The 14,180-nt window shown below is 58.1% G+C and carries 13 protein-coding genes; 5 read left to right on the top strand and 8 right to left on the bottom strand.

All coding sequences use genetic code 11. The features are described 5' to 3' along the window. Positions 1 to 2: 2 nt before the first annotated feature. Both pgl and zwf read right to left on the bottom strand, forming a co-directional pair. On the bottom strand, positions 3 to 674 hold the full coding sequence (gene pgl, locus AC2FGB_RS02155; RefSeq protein WP_142633575.1) for a 6-phosphogluconolactonase: 672 nt from the start codon (positions 672 to 674) through the stop codon (positions 3 to 5). After that, positions 671 to 2,119: a glucose-6-phosphate dehydrogenase gene (zwf, locus tag AC2FGB_RS02150; RefSeq protein ID WP_496693473.1), complete on the bottom strand. Its 1,449-nt coding sequence runs from the start codon at positions 2,117 to 2,119 to the stop codon at positions 671 to 673. Before zwf ends, pgl begins: the two co-directional genes overlap by 4 nt. Before the next feature lie 163 nt (positions 2,120 to 2,282). Here zwf and AC2FGB_RS02145 point away from each other — a divergent pair, with 163 nt between their 5' ends. Beyond that, positions 2,283 to 3,236: a radical SAM protein gene (locus AC2FGB_RS02145; RefSeq protein ID WP_496693472.1), complete on the top strand. Its 954-nt coding sequence runs from the start codon at positions 2,283 to 2,285 to the stop codon at positions 3,234 to 3,236. On the opposite strand, the gene AC2FGB_RS02140 is transcribed toward AC2FGB_RS02145, so the two are convergent. Both AC2FGB_RS02140 and AC2FGB_RS02135 read right to left on the bottom strand, forming a co-directional pair. Next, the gene (locus AC2FGB_RS02140; RefSeq protein ID WP_221929471.1) at positions 3,237 to 3,932 is read right to left on the bottom strand and encodes a lipid-binding SYLF domain-containing protein; all 696 of its coding nucleotides are present in this window, start codon (positions 3,930 to 3,932) and stop codon (positions 3,237 to 3,239) included. Between the two features lie 103 nt (positions 3,933 to 4,035). Beyond that, complete coding sequence (locus AC2FGB_RS02135) at positions 4,036 to 4,305, bottom strand: usg protein (protein WP_142633572.1); 270 nt, start codon at positions 4,303 to 4,305, stop codon at positions 4,036 to 4,038. A gap of 224 nt (positions 4,306 to 4,529) precedes the next feature. On the opposite strand from AC2FGB_RS02135, the gene gyrA reads away from it, so the two are divergent. Then, a complete protein-coding gene (gene gyrA, locus AC2FGB_RS02130; RefSeq protein ID WP_496693509.1) occupies positions 4,530 to 7,226 on the top strand; it encodes a DNA gyrase subunit A in 2,697 nt (898 codons plus the stop codon). Positions 7,227 to 7,366: 140 nt separating this feature from the next. Here gyrA and AC2FGB_RS02125 read toward each other — a convergent pair whose 3' ends face one another. The 4 genes from AC2FGB_RS02125 to AC2FGB_RS02110 all read right to left on the bottom strand — a co-directional run bounded on the left by AC2FGB_RS02125 (position 7,367) and on the right by AC2FGB_RS02110 (position 11,484). Continuing rightward, entirely contained in the window at positions 7,367 to 7,861 is a 495-nt protein-coding gene (locus tag AC2FGB_RS02125; protein ID WP_271947312.1) for a hypothetical protein, read from the bottom strand. A gap of 196 nt (positions 7,862 to 8,057) precedes the next feature. Continuing rightward, positions 8,058 to 9,527, bottom strand: a complete 1,470-nt coding sequence (locus tag AC2FGB_RS02120; RefSeq protein ID WP_496693471.1) for a carboxypeptidase M32 — start codon at positions 9,525 to 9,527, stop codon at positions 8,058 to 8,060. A gap of 5 nt (positions 9,528 to 9,532) precedes the next feature. Next, positions 9,533 to 10,678, bottom strand: a complete 1,146-nt coding sequence (gene ctaA / locus AC2FGB_RS02115) for a heme A synthase (protein ID WP_496693470.1) — start codon at positions 10,676 to 10,678, stop codon at positions 9,533 to 9,535. A 62-nt stretch (positions 10,679 to 10,740) separates the two neighbouring features. Beyond that, on the bottom strand, positions 10,741 to 11,484 hold the full coding sequence (locus tag AC2FGB_RS02110; RefSeq protein ID WP_496693469.1) for an RNA methyltransferase: 744 nt from the start codon (positions 11,482 to 11,484) through the stop codon (positions 10,741 to 10,743). A gap of 153 nt (positions 11,485 to 11,637) precedes the next feature. Here AC2FGB_RS02110 and AC2FGB_RS02105 point away from each other — a divergent pair, with 153 nt between their 5' ends. The 3 genes from AC2FGB_RS02105 to AC2FGB_RS02095 are packed head-to-tail and all read left to right on the top strand — an operon-like array spanning position 11,638 to position 14,119. Continuing rightward, positions 11,638 to 12,258 (top strand): thiamine phosphate synthase, encoded by a 621-nt coding sequence (locus AC2FGB_RS02105; protein ID WP_496693468.1) that lies wholly within the window; start codon positions 11,638 to 11,640, stop codon positions 12,256 to 12,258. Positions 12,259 to 12,314: 56 nt separating this feature from the next. Further along, entirely contained in the window at positions 12,315 to 13,208 is an 894-nt protein-coding gene (locus AC2FGB_RS02100) for a PfkB family carbohydrate kinase (RefSeq protein WP_496693467.1), read from the top strand. Next, positions 13,205 to 14,119, top strand: coding sequence for a pseudouridine-5'-phosphate glycosidase (locus AC2FGB_RS02095; RefSeq protein ID WP_271947324.1), 915 nt, complete (start codon positions 13,205 to 13,207; stop codon positions 14,117 to 14,119). Before AC2FGB_RS02100 ends, AC2FGB_RS02095 begins: the two co-directional genes overlap by 4 nt. The last annotated feature ends 61 nt before the right edge of the window (positions 14,120 to 14,180 follow it).

Raw genomic sequence — 14,180 nt, 5'->3', positions numbered from 1 at the left:
CTCTACTCCGCCCAATGGACCGTCATGCCGCCCAACACAGCAGCAATCGGCGCCTCTTTGGGATGCAGGGACATGGCCCGGTCCAGCGCCTTGCGTTTGGTTTCCCCAAAAATCACCAGATGCTTAGACAATGCGCCGTCCAAGACCGGAGCCGTTAATGTAATCCGCGCCTCGGGCTGAACTTCGGGTCGGGCCACGGCCAAAGGTGGCGCATGCCCGTCCAATGCGGCGGCCAACCCGTCCATCCCCGGAAACAGCGAGGCGGTGTGCATATCTTCGCCCATACCCAGCATGAGAACCGAAAGAGGCAGCACAGGCGCAATCAAGCTCTCAATTTCGGGCAGCACCGATTCCGGATCTTTGCCATCCAGATACAGCGGCACATATTGCGCGACCGAGGCGCGATTGGTCAGCAAACGCTCTTGGATCAGCCGCGCATTTGCGCGATCGCTGTCGCTGGGCACGCACCGTTCATCCGTTGGCAGAATTCGGACCCGGTCCCAATCCAAATCAGCGGCACACAATCCGTCAAAGACCGGCCCGGGTGTGGTACCGCCCGGCACAGCAAAAGAGACCAGATCGTGATGCAGCAGCGCCGCCTCAAGATCTCCGGCGATAGCATTGGCCACGTCGATGGCTAGCATATCCCGGTCGGCGTATTCCTGAATTTTCATGGGTTTATCCCTTGCCAACGGCGACCGTCCCGTTTCATCAGCAGCTCGGCGTCGCCTGGCCCAGTGCTGCCGCTCTCATAAGGTTTCGGCACATCGCCACGCGCCTGCCATCCTGCGATGATCGGGTCTGTCCAGGCCCAGGCGGCCTCGACCTCATCACCGCGCATGAACAGCGTCTGATTGCCTCGGATCACATCCATCACCAGACGTTCATAGGCGTCTGGCGGGTCCTGGTTCTCGGCGCCCAGGGCCTCGGCAAAGCTCATGTCCAAGGGCACGTCGACCAAACGCATGCCGCCTTGCCCGGGCTCTTTGATCGTTACTTTCAGCGTGATGCCCTCATTTGGCTGCAGGCGGATCGACAGCGCATTCGCATGACGCCCGGCATCCGCTCCAAAGATCGAGTGCGGCGCGTCTTTGAACATCACATTGATCACCGAAGACCGGGCCACAAGGCGCTTGCCCGTGCGCAAGTAGAACGGTGTTCCCGCCCATCGCCAGTTGCTGATATGCGCCCGCAGCGCCACATAGCTTTCCGTGGTCGAGCGCGGATTTCCAACGGCTTTGCGGTAACTTGAACTTTCGCCCTCAAACTGCCCCCGCACGATATGATGCGGCTTTACCGGGTCCAGAGCGCGAATGACCTTGAGCTTTTCATCGCGCACCGCATCCGGGTCGAACTTGGCCGGAGGTTCCATGGCGATCAGGCACAAAAGCTGCATCAGGTGGTTCTGCATCATGTCGCGCATCGCGCCTGCGCGCTCGTAATACTCTTCACGGCCGTTAATTCCGACGGATTCGGCTACGGTGATCTGGATATGGTCGACATACTGGCTGTTCCAAAGTGGTTCGAACAACATGTTGCCGAACCGTACAGCCATCAGGTTTTGGACGGTTTCCTTGCCCAGATAGTGGTCGATTCGATAGATTTGACTTTCCCTGAAATGCGCGGCCAGCGTGGCATTCAAAGCCCGTGCACTTTCCAGATCATGGCCAAAGGGTTTTTCAACCACGATCCTCGTCTGCGGCGTTGTCAGATCATACACCTCGATCCGTTCCGCCAGAGGGCCAAACAACCGCGGCCCCACCGAAAAATAGAACGCCCGAACCCGATCCGGCTGAAGTTTCTGCGCAAGCTCGGCCCAGCCATGATCCGCAACAGCATCCAATGTCACATAATCAACCCGCTGCAAAAACGCGTTCAGCGCAGCGGTGTCCTGACTGTGTCGTCCGGCATGTGCCTCAAGCGAGTTGCGGACCAAATTGCGGAACTTGTCACGGTCATAATCCGTTCGGGCCGCCCCGATTACTTGCGCGCGTTCAGCCCACTGGCCAGCACAAAACCGGCGAAACAGAGCGGGCAGGATTTTACCCTGCGCCAGATCGCCGGTTCCGCCAAAAATGACCAGATCAAAGGGGTCTACAGGTATGACGCGAGAAACCATGTGTTTTCCTTACCTTGCCCTATGCTCAATGTCCAATGTTAGCGCAACCATTTTTGCGGATTTCCGCGACATCAATTCTCTGTCAGTTCACCCATGTCTCACTTTGCGAAACGGTCTGAAACCTCTAATTCAAGGTGACAACAGAAAAGAACCGGAAACCGGAATGAAAGACAACGCCCCTCAGATCGTCAATATCGGCAAGTTTCAAAACAAATTGGTGACAGCGGATGGCCAGACTCGTGCCTCGGTGGCGTTGACCAACCCCGAGACGCTCTGGTTCAATACCGGGACTCTGTGCAACATCGAATGTGTGAACTGCTATATCGAAAGCAGCCCGACCAATGATGCGTTGGTCTATATCTCGGCGGGTGAAGTGCGGGACTATCTGGACCAGATCGAAGACAGAAACTGGCCCGTGCGTGAGATTGGCTTTACCGGTGGTGAGCCGTTCATGAACCCCGACATGATCGAGATGGCACGCGCGGCGCTGGAACGCGGCTATGAGGTGTTGATCCTGACCAACGCGATGCGGCCAATGATGCGCCAGAAGATGCGCGAGGGATTGACTGAACTTCAGCGCGACTACGCTGGGAAACTGACGCTGCGGGTATCGCTCGACCATTATCGTGCCGACCTGCACGATAAGGAACGTGGCAAAGGCAGTTTTGACAAAACCGTGGAAGGTATGAAGTGGCTACGCGATGGCGGATTCCGGATGGCTGTTGCCGGCAGAACCGTATGGGGCGAGGACGATGAAAAAAGCCGTCAGGGATATGCTACGTTATTCAACCACCACGGGTTTGGCATCGACGCGCATGACCCTGCGCGAACGGTCCTTTTCCCGGAAATGGACGAGACCGTGGAAGTGCCGGAAATCACCACCGCCTGCTGGGGTATCCTGAACAAATCTCCTGCATCCGTGATGTGTGCCAGCGCCCGGATGGTGGTCAAACGCAAACGCGCTGAAAAACCGGCTGTTCTGGCCTGCACGCTGCTGCCTTATGAGCCGGAATTCGAGATGGGCCATACGCTGGCCGAGGCGGAAGCGGACGTGCATCTGAACCATCCGCATTGCGCCAAATTCTGCGTCCTGGGCGGGGCCAGCTGTTCGGGGTGATCAGTTCAGTTCCGGCGATTTCCAGAACTTTGAGCCCGACGCGCCCGCTGCCACGCGCCACCCTTTCTTGGACAGTTCAAAAAAAGACCGGCCATCGGTGAAGCGCACGGTTTCCGTCGTGTTTTCATCGCCGTACATGGCGCGGGTTTCGGCCGTCGCGTCATAGCCCTGGGTGATGAACTTATCCAGATCAGCAGGGGTTTCGAACATGATCACAAACTTGGATTCAAAGCCGCCGATGCCGATCGCGCCACCCACGCCGCCTGTTCCCATGTTCATATATGTGTGCTGGCCGGTGTCCTTTGACACCGCCACACCCCGCCCATACCCAGCCGAGACTGGAAACACCGTAACCTTGCGCGAGTCGAACACGGCATAGCCGGCACAGACCTCGTACAGCGCATGCGCTTCGGGATTTTCGGCCAGCAACTGATCCAGAATCTGCGTGGCCAATGTGTCCAGCTTGGCGCGCGTCTCTTCCGGAGTGGCCTCATTGCTTAGCAATTCGGTGGTCGAGTCGACCGTACCCTCAACAGCTTTCGCGCCTTTATCGATTGTCTCGCCAACGGTTTCGGCCCCTTGCCCGACAACGTCAGCCGCGTTTGCCGCGCCTTTTTTGATCTTGTCCAAAACTCCCTCAGCGGCGACTGGCCCACCAAGCAAAACGGCGGCGACAAACAGCAACATTCTGGGCATGCGGCATTTCCTTAGCTGATCAATGGTTTGGACACGACCCTAGCCTAAGAAAATCAAATGGAACACGCCCTTTCGTTACACAGCCAATAATCTGCTAGGGTGGCTAATTCACCCGAAACTCGCCAACTTGGTTGCGCCACTCTCCGGGCGCGATCATCTTACGGTGCGTGAATTTTACAGAATGTAAGGGGCCTTCGATCTCTCGCTGCCAGAAATCAATGAACTCGAACAGTTTCGGATGATCCGGCGCCAGATCGTATTCCTGCCAGATGAAGGTGTTCAGAACATGGATATAGTCGGGCATGTGGTAGAATAATTCCGCCGTTGTCAGCCCATATCCTTTAAGCATCAATTCCGTTTCGCTGCGCTCCATTTCGACCTCAATATTAATTGCGAGGTCCCCCTATTGTATCACGAAAACACCCTAATCCTTAGTTAACAATATGTTACCGTGATGTTACCGGAGTTTCTCACTTGCAAAATGGTTGCTTGCTTGCACCTTATGTGCCGGGTCTGATAAGGTGTATCCACAAGATATAGAGTCTGCATACAGAACGGGCAGTTTACGTGAGCGATACGCCAGAAGTTCCTGAAAATATGGATGAAAACCCGCCAGAACGCCCCGTTTACGGTGGCCCGACGGTCTCCATCGAATCCGAAATGCGCACGTCCTATCTGGACTATGCGATGTCGGTCATTGTTAGCCGTGCGATTCCTGATCTGCGCGATGGGTTGAAACCGGTACATCGGCGCATCCTTTACGCGATGCACGAGACCGGAAACACCCATGACAAATCCTATCGCAAATCGGCCCGTCCGGTCGGCGACGTAATGGGTAAATACCACCCACACGGCGACAGCGCGATCTATGACGCGTTGGTGCGGATGGCTCAGGATTTCTCGATGTCGCTGCCGCTGCTGGATGGTCAGGGCAACTTTGGCTCGATGGACGGCGATAACCCGGCGGCCATGCGCTATACCGAAGTGCGGATGGACAAGCCCGCCGCCTCTCTGCTGGCGGATATCGAGAAAGACACCGTCGATTTTCAGGACAACTATGACGGCAAAGACAGAGAGCCGACAGTCTTGCCCGCACGGTTCCCGAACATGCTGGTCAACGGCGCTGGCGGCATTGCCGTGGGCATGGCGACCAATATCCCGCCGCATAATCTTGGTGAGGTGGTCGATGCCACCCTCGCCCTGATCGACGATCCCGATCTGACTTCCGAGCAGCTGATCGAGTATGTTCCAGGCCCCGACTTCCCGACCGGCGGCGTAATGCTGGGCCGGTCCGGCGCGCGCAAAGCCTATTTGGAAGGGCGCGGCAGCGTCATAATCCGCTCCAAGACCCGCGTCGAGGAAATCCGCAAAGACCGCTATGCCATCGTGGTTGATGAGATTCCATATCAGGTGAACAAGGCTTCGATGATCGAAAAGATCGCCGAGGCCGTGCGTGAGAAGAGGATTGAAGGCGTCAGCCACGTTCAGGACGAATCCGACCGTAACGGCGTACGCGTTGTGGTCGAACTGAAACGTGATGCCACGCCCGAAGTGGTTCTGAACCAACTGTTCCGGTTTTCGCCGATGCAAACCTCGTTTGGCTGCAATATGCTGGCTCTGAATGGTGGGCGACCCGAGCAACTGACTCTGCGCCGCTTCCTGACCAGCTTTATCGATTTCCGCGAAGACGTTGTTGCGCGCCGTACGGCTTACGACCTGCGCAAGGCCCGCGAACGCAGTCACATCCTGTGCGGTTTGGCCGTGGCAGTTTCGAATGTGGATGAGGTGGTTGCAACCATCCGGTCATCCGCTGACGCCGCGCAAGCGCGTGAAAAGCTGATGACCCGCCGCTGGCCCGCGGCTGAAATCGAAAGCTATCTGCGCCTGATCGACGACCCTCTGTCGATGATGAACGACGACGGCACCTATAACCTGACCGAAGTTCAGGCCCGCGCGATCCTCGACCTGCGCCTGCAGCGATTGACCCAGATCGGTGTCAAAGAGGTTACGGACGAACTGGAAGAACTGGCGGGTAAGATCCAGGAATACCTGGATATTCTGTCCTCGCGAGAGCGTATCATGTCGATCATCGGGGATGAGCTGCGCAGCGTGCGTGAACAGTTTGCCGTGCCCCGTCGCACCGAGATCGTCGATTGGTCCGGCGACATGGAAGACGAGGACCTGATCGAGCGTGAGGATATGGTCGTGACCGTCACGTCGGGCGGCTACATCAAACGTACTCCGCTGGCCGATTTCCGCGCGCAAAAGCGGGGCGGCAAGGGCCTGTCGGGAATGCAGACCAAGGAAGAGGACGTCGTTACCAACCTCTTCGTGGCGAACACGCATACACAGTTGTTGTTCTTCACCACTGACGGGATGGTCTACAAGCTCAAAACCTGGCGTCTGCCGCAATCCGGGCGCACTGGCAAGGGCAAGGCCATTGTCAACATCCTGCCGATTCCGACCGGGGTTTCCATCGCGGCGATCATGCCCGTGGATGTGCCGGACGAAGAATGGGAAAACCTACAGATCATCTTTGCCACCAGCGCAGGCGATGTGCGCCGGAACCGACTGTCGGATTTCACCAATGTCCGCCGCAACGGCAAGATTGCGATGAAATTGCCCGAAGGCATCGAACTGGTGAATGCACGCATCTGCTCTGAAGACGAAGATGTGATGCTGGTCACCAATTCGGGCCGCGCAATCCGGTTCCGCACCACTGATGTGCGCGTGTTCAACTCACGCGAATCTACCGGTGTTCGGGGTATAAGGCTGAGCGGTGGCGACCGTGTCGTCTCGATGTCGGTGATCCGCCACTTCGAAGCTGATCCGGATGAACGCGCCGCCTATCTCAAGATGCGCCGCGCAGTGGCAGGCATCGCCGATGACGGTGAGACGGATGAGGATGAAGCAACCCCCGGCACCATCACGCAGGAACGCTATGCCGAAATGTCCGCTGCCGAAAACATGATCCTGACGATCACCACGGGCGGTGCAGGCAAGCTGAGCTCCAGCCACGACTACCCGGTCCGCGGGCGCGGTGGCATGGGTGTTGCGGCGATGGATAAGGCGATGCGCGGCGGGGCACTTGTGGCCTCGTTCCCCGTCGATATCGAAGATCAGATCATGCTGGCCACGTCCAAAGGTCAGTCGATCCGGGTCCCGATCGAAGGCATCTCATTCCGCTCGCGGTCAGCAGGTGGCGTGAAGGTGTTCAACACCGGCAAAGGCGAAGAGGTCGTATCCGTTGCCTGGATCGCAGATCAGGGTGATGAGGACGAGACGGAAGAGTAAGCAATGAAAGCCGAGGCTCTCTGGCCTCGGCGATGTTTCTGGGTGTCTGGTGTGCGGACAAAACTGCCTATCAATGCATAGACCTAATGCCCGAATTAAGGCTAAGAACCGACCTGCATCGCGTGGTATTTTGATGCTCTTTATTTTACCTGAAGTTGGCGCATAAGGACCTCAACCATCTTTTGTGCCTCAGAAGCATCGAGCCGTCCGTGCTGCAACAAAAACTCTGCGACATCTCTGTCTGTGTACCGGCCCGTAACTATGTCATCGCGCAAGATCAACTTTTGGCGCGCAAATTCGGCGGCGTTGTCGTGGCAAATAATGCATTTTTCTTGGAATAGACGGCCAGATTCTTGGATGAACTCAAACTGTTCTATCAGCACATTGATTTCTTCGTCTGACAACTCGCCGTGTCCTGCCTTCAGATAATCAATGACGGGACGACCAGAAGCTTTTCCGACAATGCCGCTTTCTGACACAATCAATTTTTCGGAGACAAAATCTCCTGCATGCGGCAGGTGACAAGACGCGCAATTCTCTTCGTAGATCAAATGGGGATTCGCCCTCTGGGCAGTTGAGGGAACTGCCCAAACTATAATACTGATTGCTATACCAATTTGGATAAATCCGTTCATGTCGGAAGCGCCTAAGTAGTGGACAATCCATTGTCAGAGTAGGTGAACTAAAAGTCTCGATCCTTGACAAGTGTCAACTTATAAGCAGGTTGGCGCTTTCTCGGCAGGTTTGGGCTCAGAGCAAGCTTTCGTCTCCTATCACGAATTGGGTGTACGATTGAGTGCGTTGTCTGGTCAGGCCCAGTTAGGCCCACTATCACAACCCGTACAACGATCCAAACTTTTGCTCCAGATACTCCAACAGTGGTTCTGGACCCGGTTCCATGCCACTGGCGCGTTGGATGATGTCGCGGGGGGCGTAAAGGCCGCCATGGCGTTGGAGGTTTTCGCGCAGCCAACCGGTGGCGCCCGACGTGTCACCCTTGGCCAGTTGAGTATCCAGATCGGGCAGCGCGGATCGCAAAGCCTGGTTCAGGCATCCGGCATAGACATTGCCCAACGAGTAAGTCGGGAAATACCCGAACAGACCGACGGACCAATGGACATCCTGCAAGCATCCGTTCGAGGGCCTATCGACCGCATAGCCGAAATCGGCCTTGAACCGGTCGTTCCATGCACCCTCAAGGTCTCTGACCTGCAGATCGCCGCTCATTAACGCGCGCTCAAGGTCAAAGCGCAGCATGATGTGCAGGTTGTACTGCACCTCATCCGCCTCAGTGCGGATATAGCCATTATGGACCCGGTTGACCGTGGCATAGAACGCATCGGCATCGGCGACGCCGAAATTGCCAAAAGCCTCGACCATCTGGCCAAACAGCCAGCCAGTATAGGCGCGTGATCGACCCAGTTGGTTTTCGTAGATCCGGCTCTGGCTTTCATGCACGCCCATCGACACGCCCTGCCCCAGCGGGGTCAAAAGGTAGGCTGGGTCGATGCCCTGTTCATAGGCGGCGTGGCCGACCTCGTGAATGGTTGAATAGAAACAGTTGAATGGATCGGTCTCGCTGGTGCGCGTGGTGATCCGCACGTCCAATCCGCTGCCCGAGCTGAACGGGTGAACGGCCTTGTCGACCCGGCCAGTGTTCAGGTCGTAACCGAATCCGGTGGCCAGCTTCTGTGACAGTTGCATCTGGGTCGCTGCGTCAAACGCCCCGGTCAGGGCGGCCGGTCCGGGTTGGTCCAACACAGCTGCTCGCAATGCCACAAGACGCGGACGCATCTGGTCAAAGATCGCAGCGATCTGAGTGCCGGTCGTATAGGGCTCGTAATCTTCGACCATGGCGTCATAGACATCACCGCCCTGTGCCAGGGCCTGACCTTCCTGACGTTTGAGCGCCACAACCTCTTCCAACACGGGCAAAAAGGCCGCCACATCCTCATCGGCGCGCGCCTGTGCCCATGTGCCCTGCGCGGCTGAGGTAACGCGTGCGATGGTCTTGGCCAAATCGGCGGGCACTTTCACGGTCCGCTCATAGGACCGGCGTATCTCGCGCAGTTGCGCGCGGGCGACATCGTCCTGCGGGTCGACCTGCTCCAGCCACTCTGCCACACGCGGATCAGACCGTCGGGCATGCAAAACAGATTCGATCGCGGCCATTTCTTCTGCGCGCTGCGGCGCTGCGCCGCGCGGCATCACTGTTTCCTGATCCCATCCCAGACGCCCGGCAATCTGACCAAGTGCCGAGGTTTCACGTTGGAAGGCCATCAGTTCATCATAGGCAGTCATCTGGGTCAGGCTCCGCGGATCGAAGTTGCGATGGGATAGGCTGTCAGGAATCGCGCACGCAGGATCAGAGTCCACACGATCACGGCCATGAACTGATGGAAAATGGCGATCTGCCAGGGGGCCGCGTAGATCACGGTCATGATCCCGACAACCACCTGCAACGACAAGGCAGCGAACATCGTGTTGAAGGCAAAGCGCGTTTGCGGATGCGCACTGGAATTGCCACGACGCCAGACAACGATGGCAAAGATGAACAGCAGATAACCCGCGCAACGATGGATGAACTGCACAAGCCCGGGGCTTTCGAAAAAGTTCCGCCACATCGGTTCCAGTATCGCCGCGTCCGGCGGGAAAATCTGCCCGCCGATCAATGGCCAGTCGGTATAAGACCGCCCAGCGTCGATACCTGCGACAAGTGCACCGATGAGGATCTGCAGGAATGCGAAATGCATCAGGCCGGTAGACAGGGAAAACAGTTTGGCCTCTTTCGCGCGGCGGGCCTGCATCAGGTCACGCTCATCCCGGCCAAGTTCGAACATATACCAGGCGAGGAAACCCAAGATCACAAAGGCCAGACCCAGATGGATCGCCAGGCGATAGCTGGCAACGGCGATCATCCCCTCGCCCTGCGTCACGCCGGACGCGACCATCCACCAGCCAACGGCGCCCTGTACCCCACCCAAGGCACCGGGGATCACCAGCTTGCCGGTCCAGCCGGTGGGTATCTTGCGCGCAATAAGGAACCCAAAGAAGCCAAGCGCCCAGACCAGCCCGATCACGCGGCCCAGCTGGCGGTGGCCCCATTCCCACCAATAGATGGATTTGAAATCCGCAAGCTCCATCCACTGGTTCTGGATGCGCCACTGGTCGATTTGCTTGTACTTGTCGAACTCGGCCTGCCAGTCGGTTTCGGTCATCGGCGGGACAGCCCCGGTGAGCGGGCGCCATTCGGTGATCGACAGCCCGCTATCGGTCAGGCGGGTCAGCCCACCCACCGCAATCATCACAACCACAAGCGCAAACAGGATCATCAGCCAGGCCCGGATAGCCTTACGCGCACCACCGCGGCCCCGGTCAATCATACCAGGTTGAACCGCTTGTTGTTTTTCAGAGTCTGAGACCTCTTCGAAGATGCTGCGCTTGCCGCTCATGCGTTCCTCATGTGTCTTGAATTTCGTTGCAAGCTAGGACCACCATGGGACGAGGTCCAGCCTTACCCTTTGTCTTTCCAACGGACCATCTGACGCATGACCCCGTGCAACATCTGCACATCCGCCCGCGTCATCCGCATCCGTGACCACAGATTGCGCAGATTGGTCTTCATGCTTTCGGCTTTTTCAGGGGGGTAAAAGAACCCCGCCTCTTCCAGCCGGTCTTCATAATGTTCGACCAGCTTTTCGACCTCGATGCCTGTGGCCCAGTCGCCTTTGCCCAGATCGGTTGCCTCATGCACGACGTCGCCTGTCTGGCGCATCCACTCATAGGCGGTCAGCAACACGCATTGTCCAAGGTTCAATGAGGCATATTCCGGATTCACCGGGACCGAGATGATGGCATTGGCCTTGGCGATATCCTCATTCTCAAGCCCTGCCCGTTCCGGGCCGAACAGCACGGCGATTTTTTCGCCCGCAGCGACCTTTTCGGCCGCGATCTGCATAGCGCGTTCGGGGCTGAAGACCGGCTTGGTCAACCCGCGCTGGCGGGCCGTAGTAGCAAAGACATAGGTACTGTCAGACAGCGCGCCAGCCAGATCGTCAAACAGCTGCGCCTCATCCAGCAGACGGCCCGCCCCACTGGACATGGCCACCGCCTTGGGGTTTGGCCAGCCATCACGTGGGGCCACGATCCGCATCCGGTCCAGCCCGAAATTCCACATCGCCCGCGCGGCGGCACCGATATTTTCACCCATCTGCGGGCGCACGAGCACAAATGAGGGCTGGGATTTGTCGCTGGGCATGGTTGTCTCCGAAAACTGCGCCTGCTGTAATCGTCGCGCCAACGCAGGGCAAGCCATTGGCGGCGCCAATTCTGCCTGAAACAGGCATAAAAGTTTGCTTCCGGCCCGCAATCCGCTAAACCGCGCAAAAGACTTAAAGCTAAGGACGCGCCGATGGACACCCCCGAGCAGCCGCAGATTTACCTGATCACCCCGCCGACCATCACGTTGAGCACGTTCCCCGACCAACTGGCCCGCGTTCTGGACAGCACCGAAATCGCCTGCATCCGTCTGGCCCTTGCGGGAAATGACGAGGATACGATTGCCCATGCCGCTGATGCCTGCCGCGAGGTGGCACATACGCGGGACGTGGCGCTGGTGATTTCCAACCACGTCCTGTTGGCGCAGCGTCTGGGTCTGGATGGGGTGCATCTGGATGATGGCGCGCGCTCGGTCCGGTATGTGCGTAAGGAATTGGGTGCCGATGCCATTGTCGGCTGCTTCTGCGGCACCTCCAGCCATGACGGCATGTCGGCTGGTGAGGCCGGGGCGGATTATGTGGCCTTTGGCCCGGTTGGTACGTCCTCTTTGGGTGACGGAACCGTGGCCGAGCTCGATCTGTTCCAGTGGTGGTCCGAGATGATCGAAGTGCCGGTTGTGGCAGAAGGCGGCCTGACCCCCGAATTGATCCGTGACCTTAGCCCCTGCACCGATTTCTTTGGCATCGGGGATGAGATCTGGTCACAGGATGACCCATCCGCTGCACTGAACGACCTGATCACCGCCATGGGCTGAGCAGGATGTGAGCGTTAACCCTTGCACCCACGCCGGGGCTGCGGCATGACGTCGACATGACTCAGAAGAGCGAAATTCTTTGTATCGGTTCTGTCCTGTGGGACGTGATCGGACGTTCTGCTAGCGCCATGCGGCAGGGGTCGGATGTTCCCGGCAGGATCACCCGCCTGCCCGGAGGCGTGGCAATGAACATTGCCATGACGCTGGTGCGCTTTGGCATGACGCCCACCCTGCTGACCGCCATTGGTCGCGATCCCGAAGGCGACGAGTTGGTCAATGCTTGCGCCCGGCTGGGGATGGTAACGGATCACATCTATCGCTCGCAGGACCTGCCGACCGACCGATATATGGCTGTCGAGGGCGCCAATGGATTGATTGCCGCGATTGCGGACGCCCATTCACTTGAGGCTGCAGGGGCAAAAATTCTGAAACCCCTGATGCAAGGCCCATTAGGCACAGAGACCATGCCATTTGATGGTCCTGTTGCTTTGGATGGCAACCTGACGCTGTCGCTTTTGGAAGAAATCGCGCAAAGCCCAGCCTTCGCCGGAGCCGACCTGCGCGTGGCACCGGCCTCACCCGGCAAGGCCGATCGCCTGCTGCCTTTCCTCAAACATGCCCGCGCGACGCTTTATGTGAACCTCGAAGAGGCAGGCATCCTGTGCCAGCGCGAATTCGCGGATTCGGCAAGCGCCGCCAAGGGGCTGCTGGATCGCGGCGCGCTGCGCGTGCTGGTGACTGATGGCGGCAGTTCGGCAACCGTTGCCAGCGCTGAGGAAATCTTGACCCAAAAACCCCCACCCGTTCTGGTCACCCGTGTGACCGGCGCGGGTGATACCTTCATGGCGGCGCATATCGCATCCGAGGCCACCGGTGCCCCAAGCGATGAGGCCCTGTCACGTGCCTTGCATGCCGCTGCAACTTACGTTTCCGGAGAAACCCCACTGTGATCAACATTCAATATTCTGCCGAGGTCCGCGCCGCCAAAGACGCAGGCCAACCTATCGTTGCGCTGGAAAGCACGATCATCACCCACGGTATGCCCTACCCGCAGAACATCGAGGTTGCGGCACAGGTTGAACAAGACATTCGAGAGGCGGGCGCGGTGCCAGCCACCATGGCGGTGATCAATGGTACGCTTCACGTCGGTCTGGAAACCGAAGAGTTGAAAGCACTGGGCCAAGCGCATGGGGTAGCCAAACTGTCCCGTGCCGATATGGCCGCCTGCATGGCAACCGGTGGGACCGGTGCAACAACGGTCGCCGCAACCATGATCGCCGCCCATCACGCCGGGATCGACGTTTTTGCCACCGGCGGTATTGGAGGCGTCCACCAAGGGGCTGAAACCTCGTTCGATATCTCTGCTGACCTGCACGAATTGGCCCATACCCCGGTCACGGTTGTTGCCGCAGGCGCCAAAGCCATCCTCGATCTGGCCAAGACGCTTGAGGTTCTGGAAACACTGGGCGTTCCGGTCATTGCCTATGGCCAGGACGAATTTCCGGCCTTCTGGTCGGCAAAATCCCCGCTGGCAGCCCCTCTGCGCATGGACAGTGCGGAAGACATCGCGCACGCACATGCGACCAGACGCGCGCTTGGCCTGCCCGGCGGCCAACTTGTCGCCAATCCGATCCCGGAGGCCGATCAGATCCCATCCGAGGAACTGGCCCCGATCATCGCCTCGGCACAGGCGGATGCAGATGTGCATCGGATCAGCGGTAAAGGGGTCACACCCTACCTGTTGCAACGGATTTATGAGCAGACCGAAGGTCGTTCTCTGACCGCCAATATCGCATTGGTCCGCAACAATGCCCGCCTGGCAGCCGGGATCGCCCGCGCCCTGTCCGCCAAGGCGGATTAACATATAGCTATTGTACCAAGGCCAAGGACTGCTTAACTAAATTCGCAAGCCACTCAGGACC

Source organism: Ruegeria sp. CDSC021, assembly GCF_059610845.1.
This window is presented reverse-complemented; position numbering and strand designations above follow the sequence as displayed.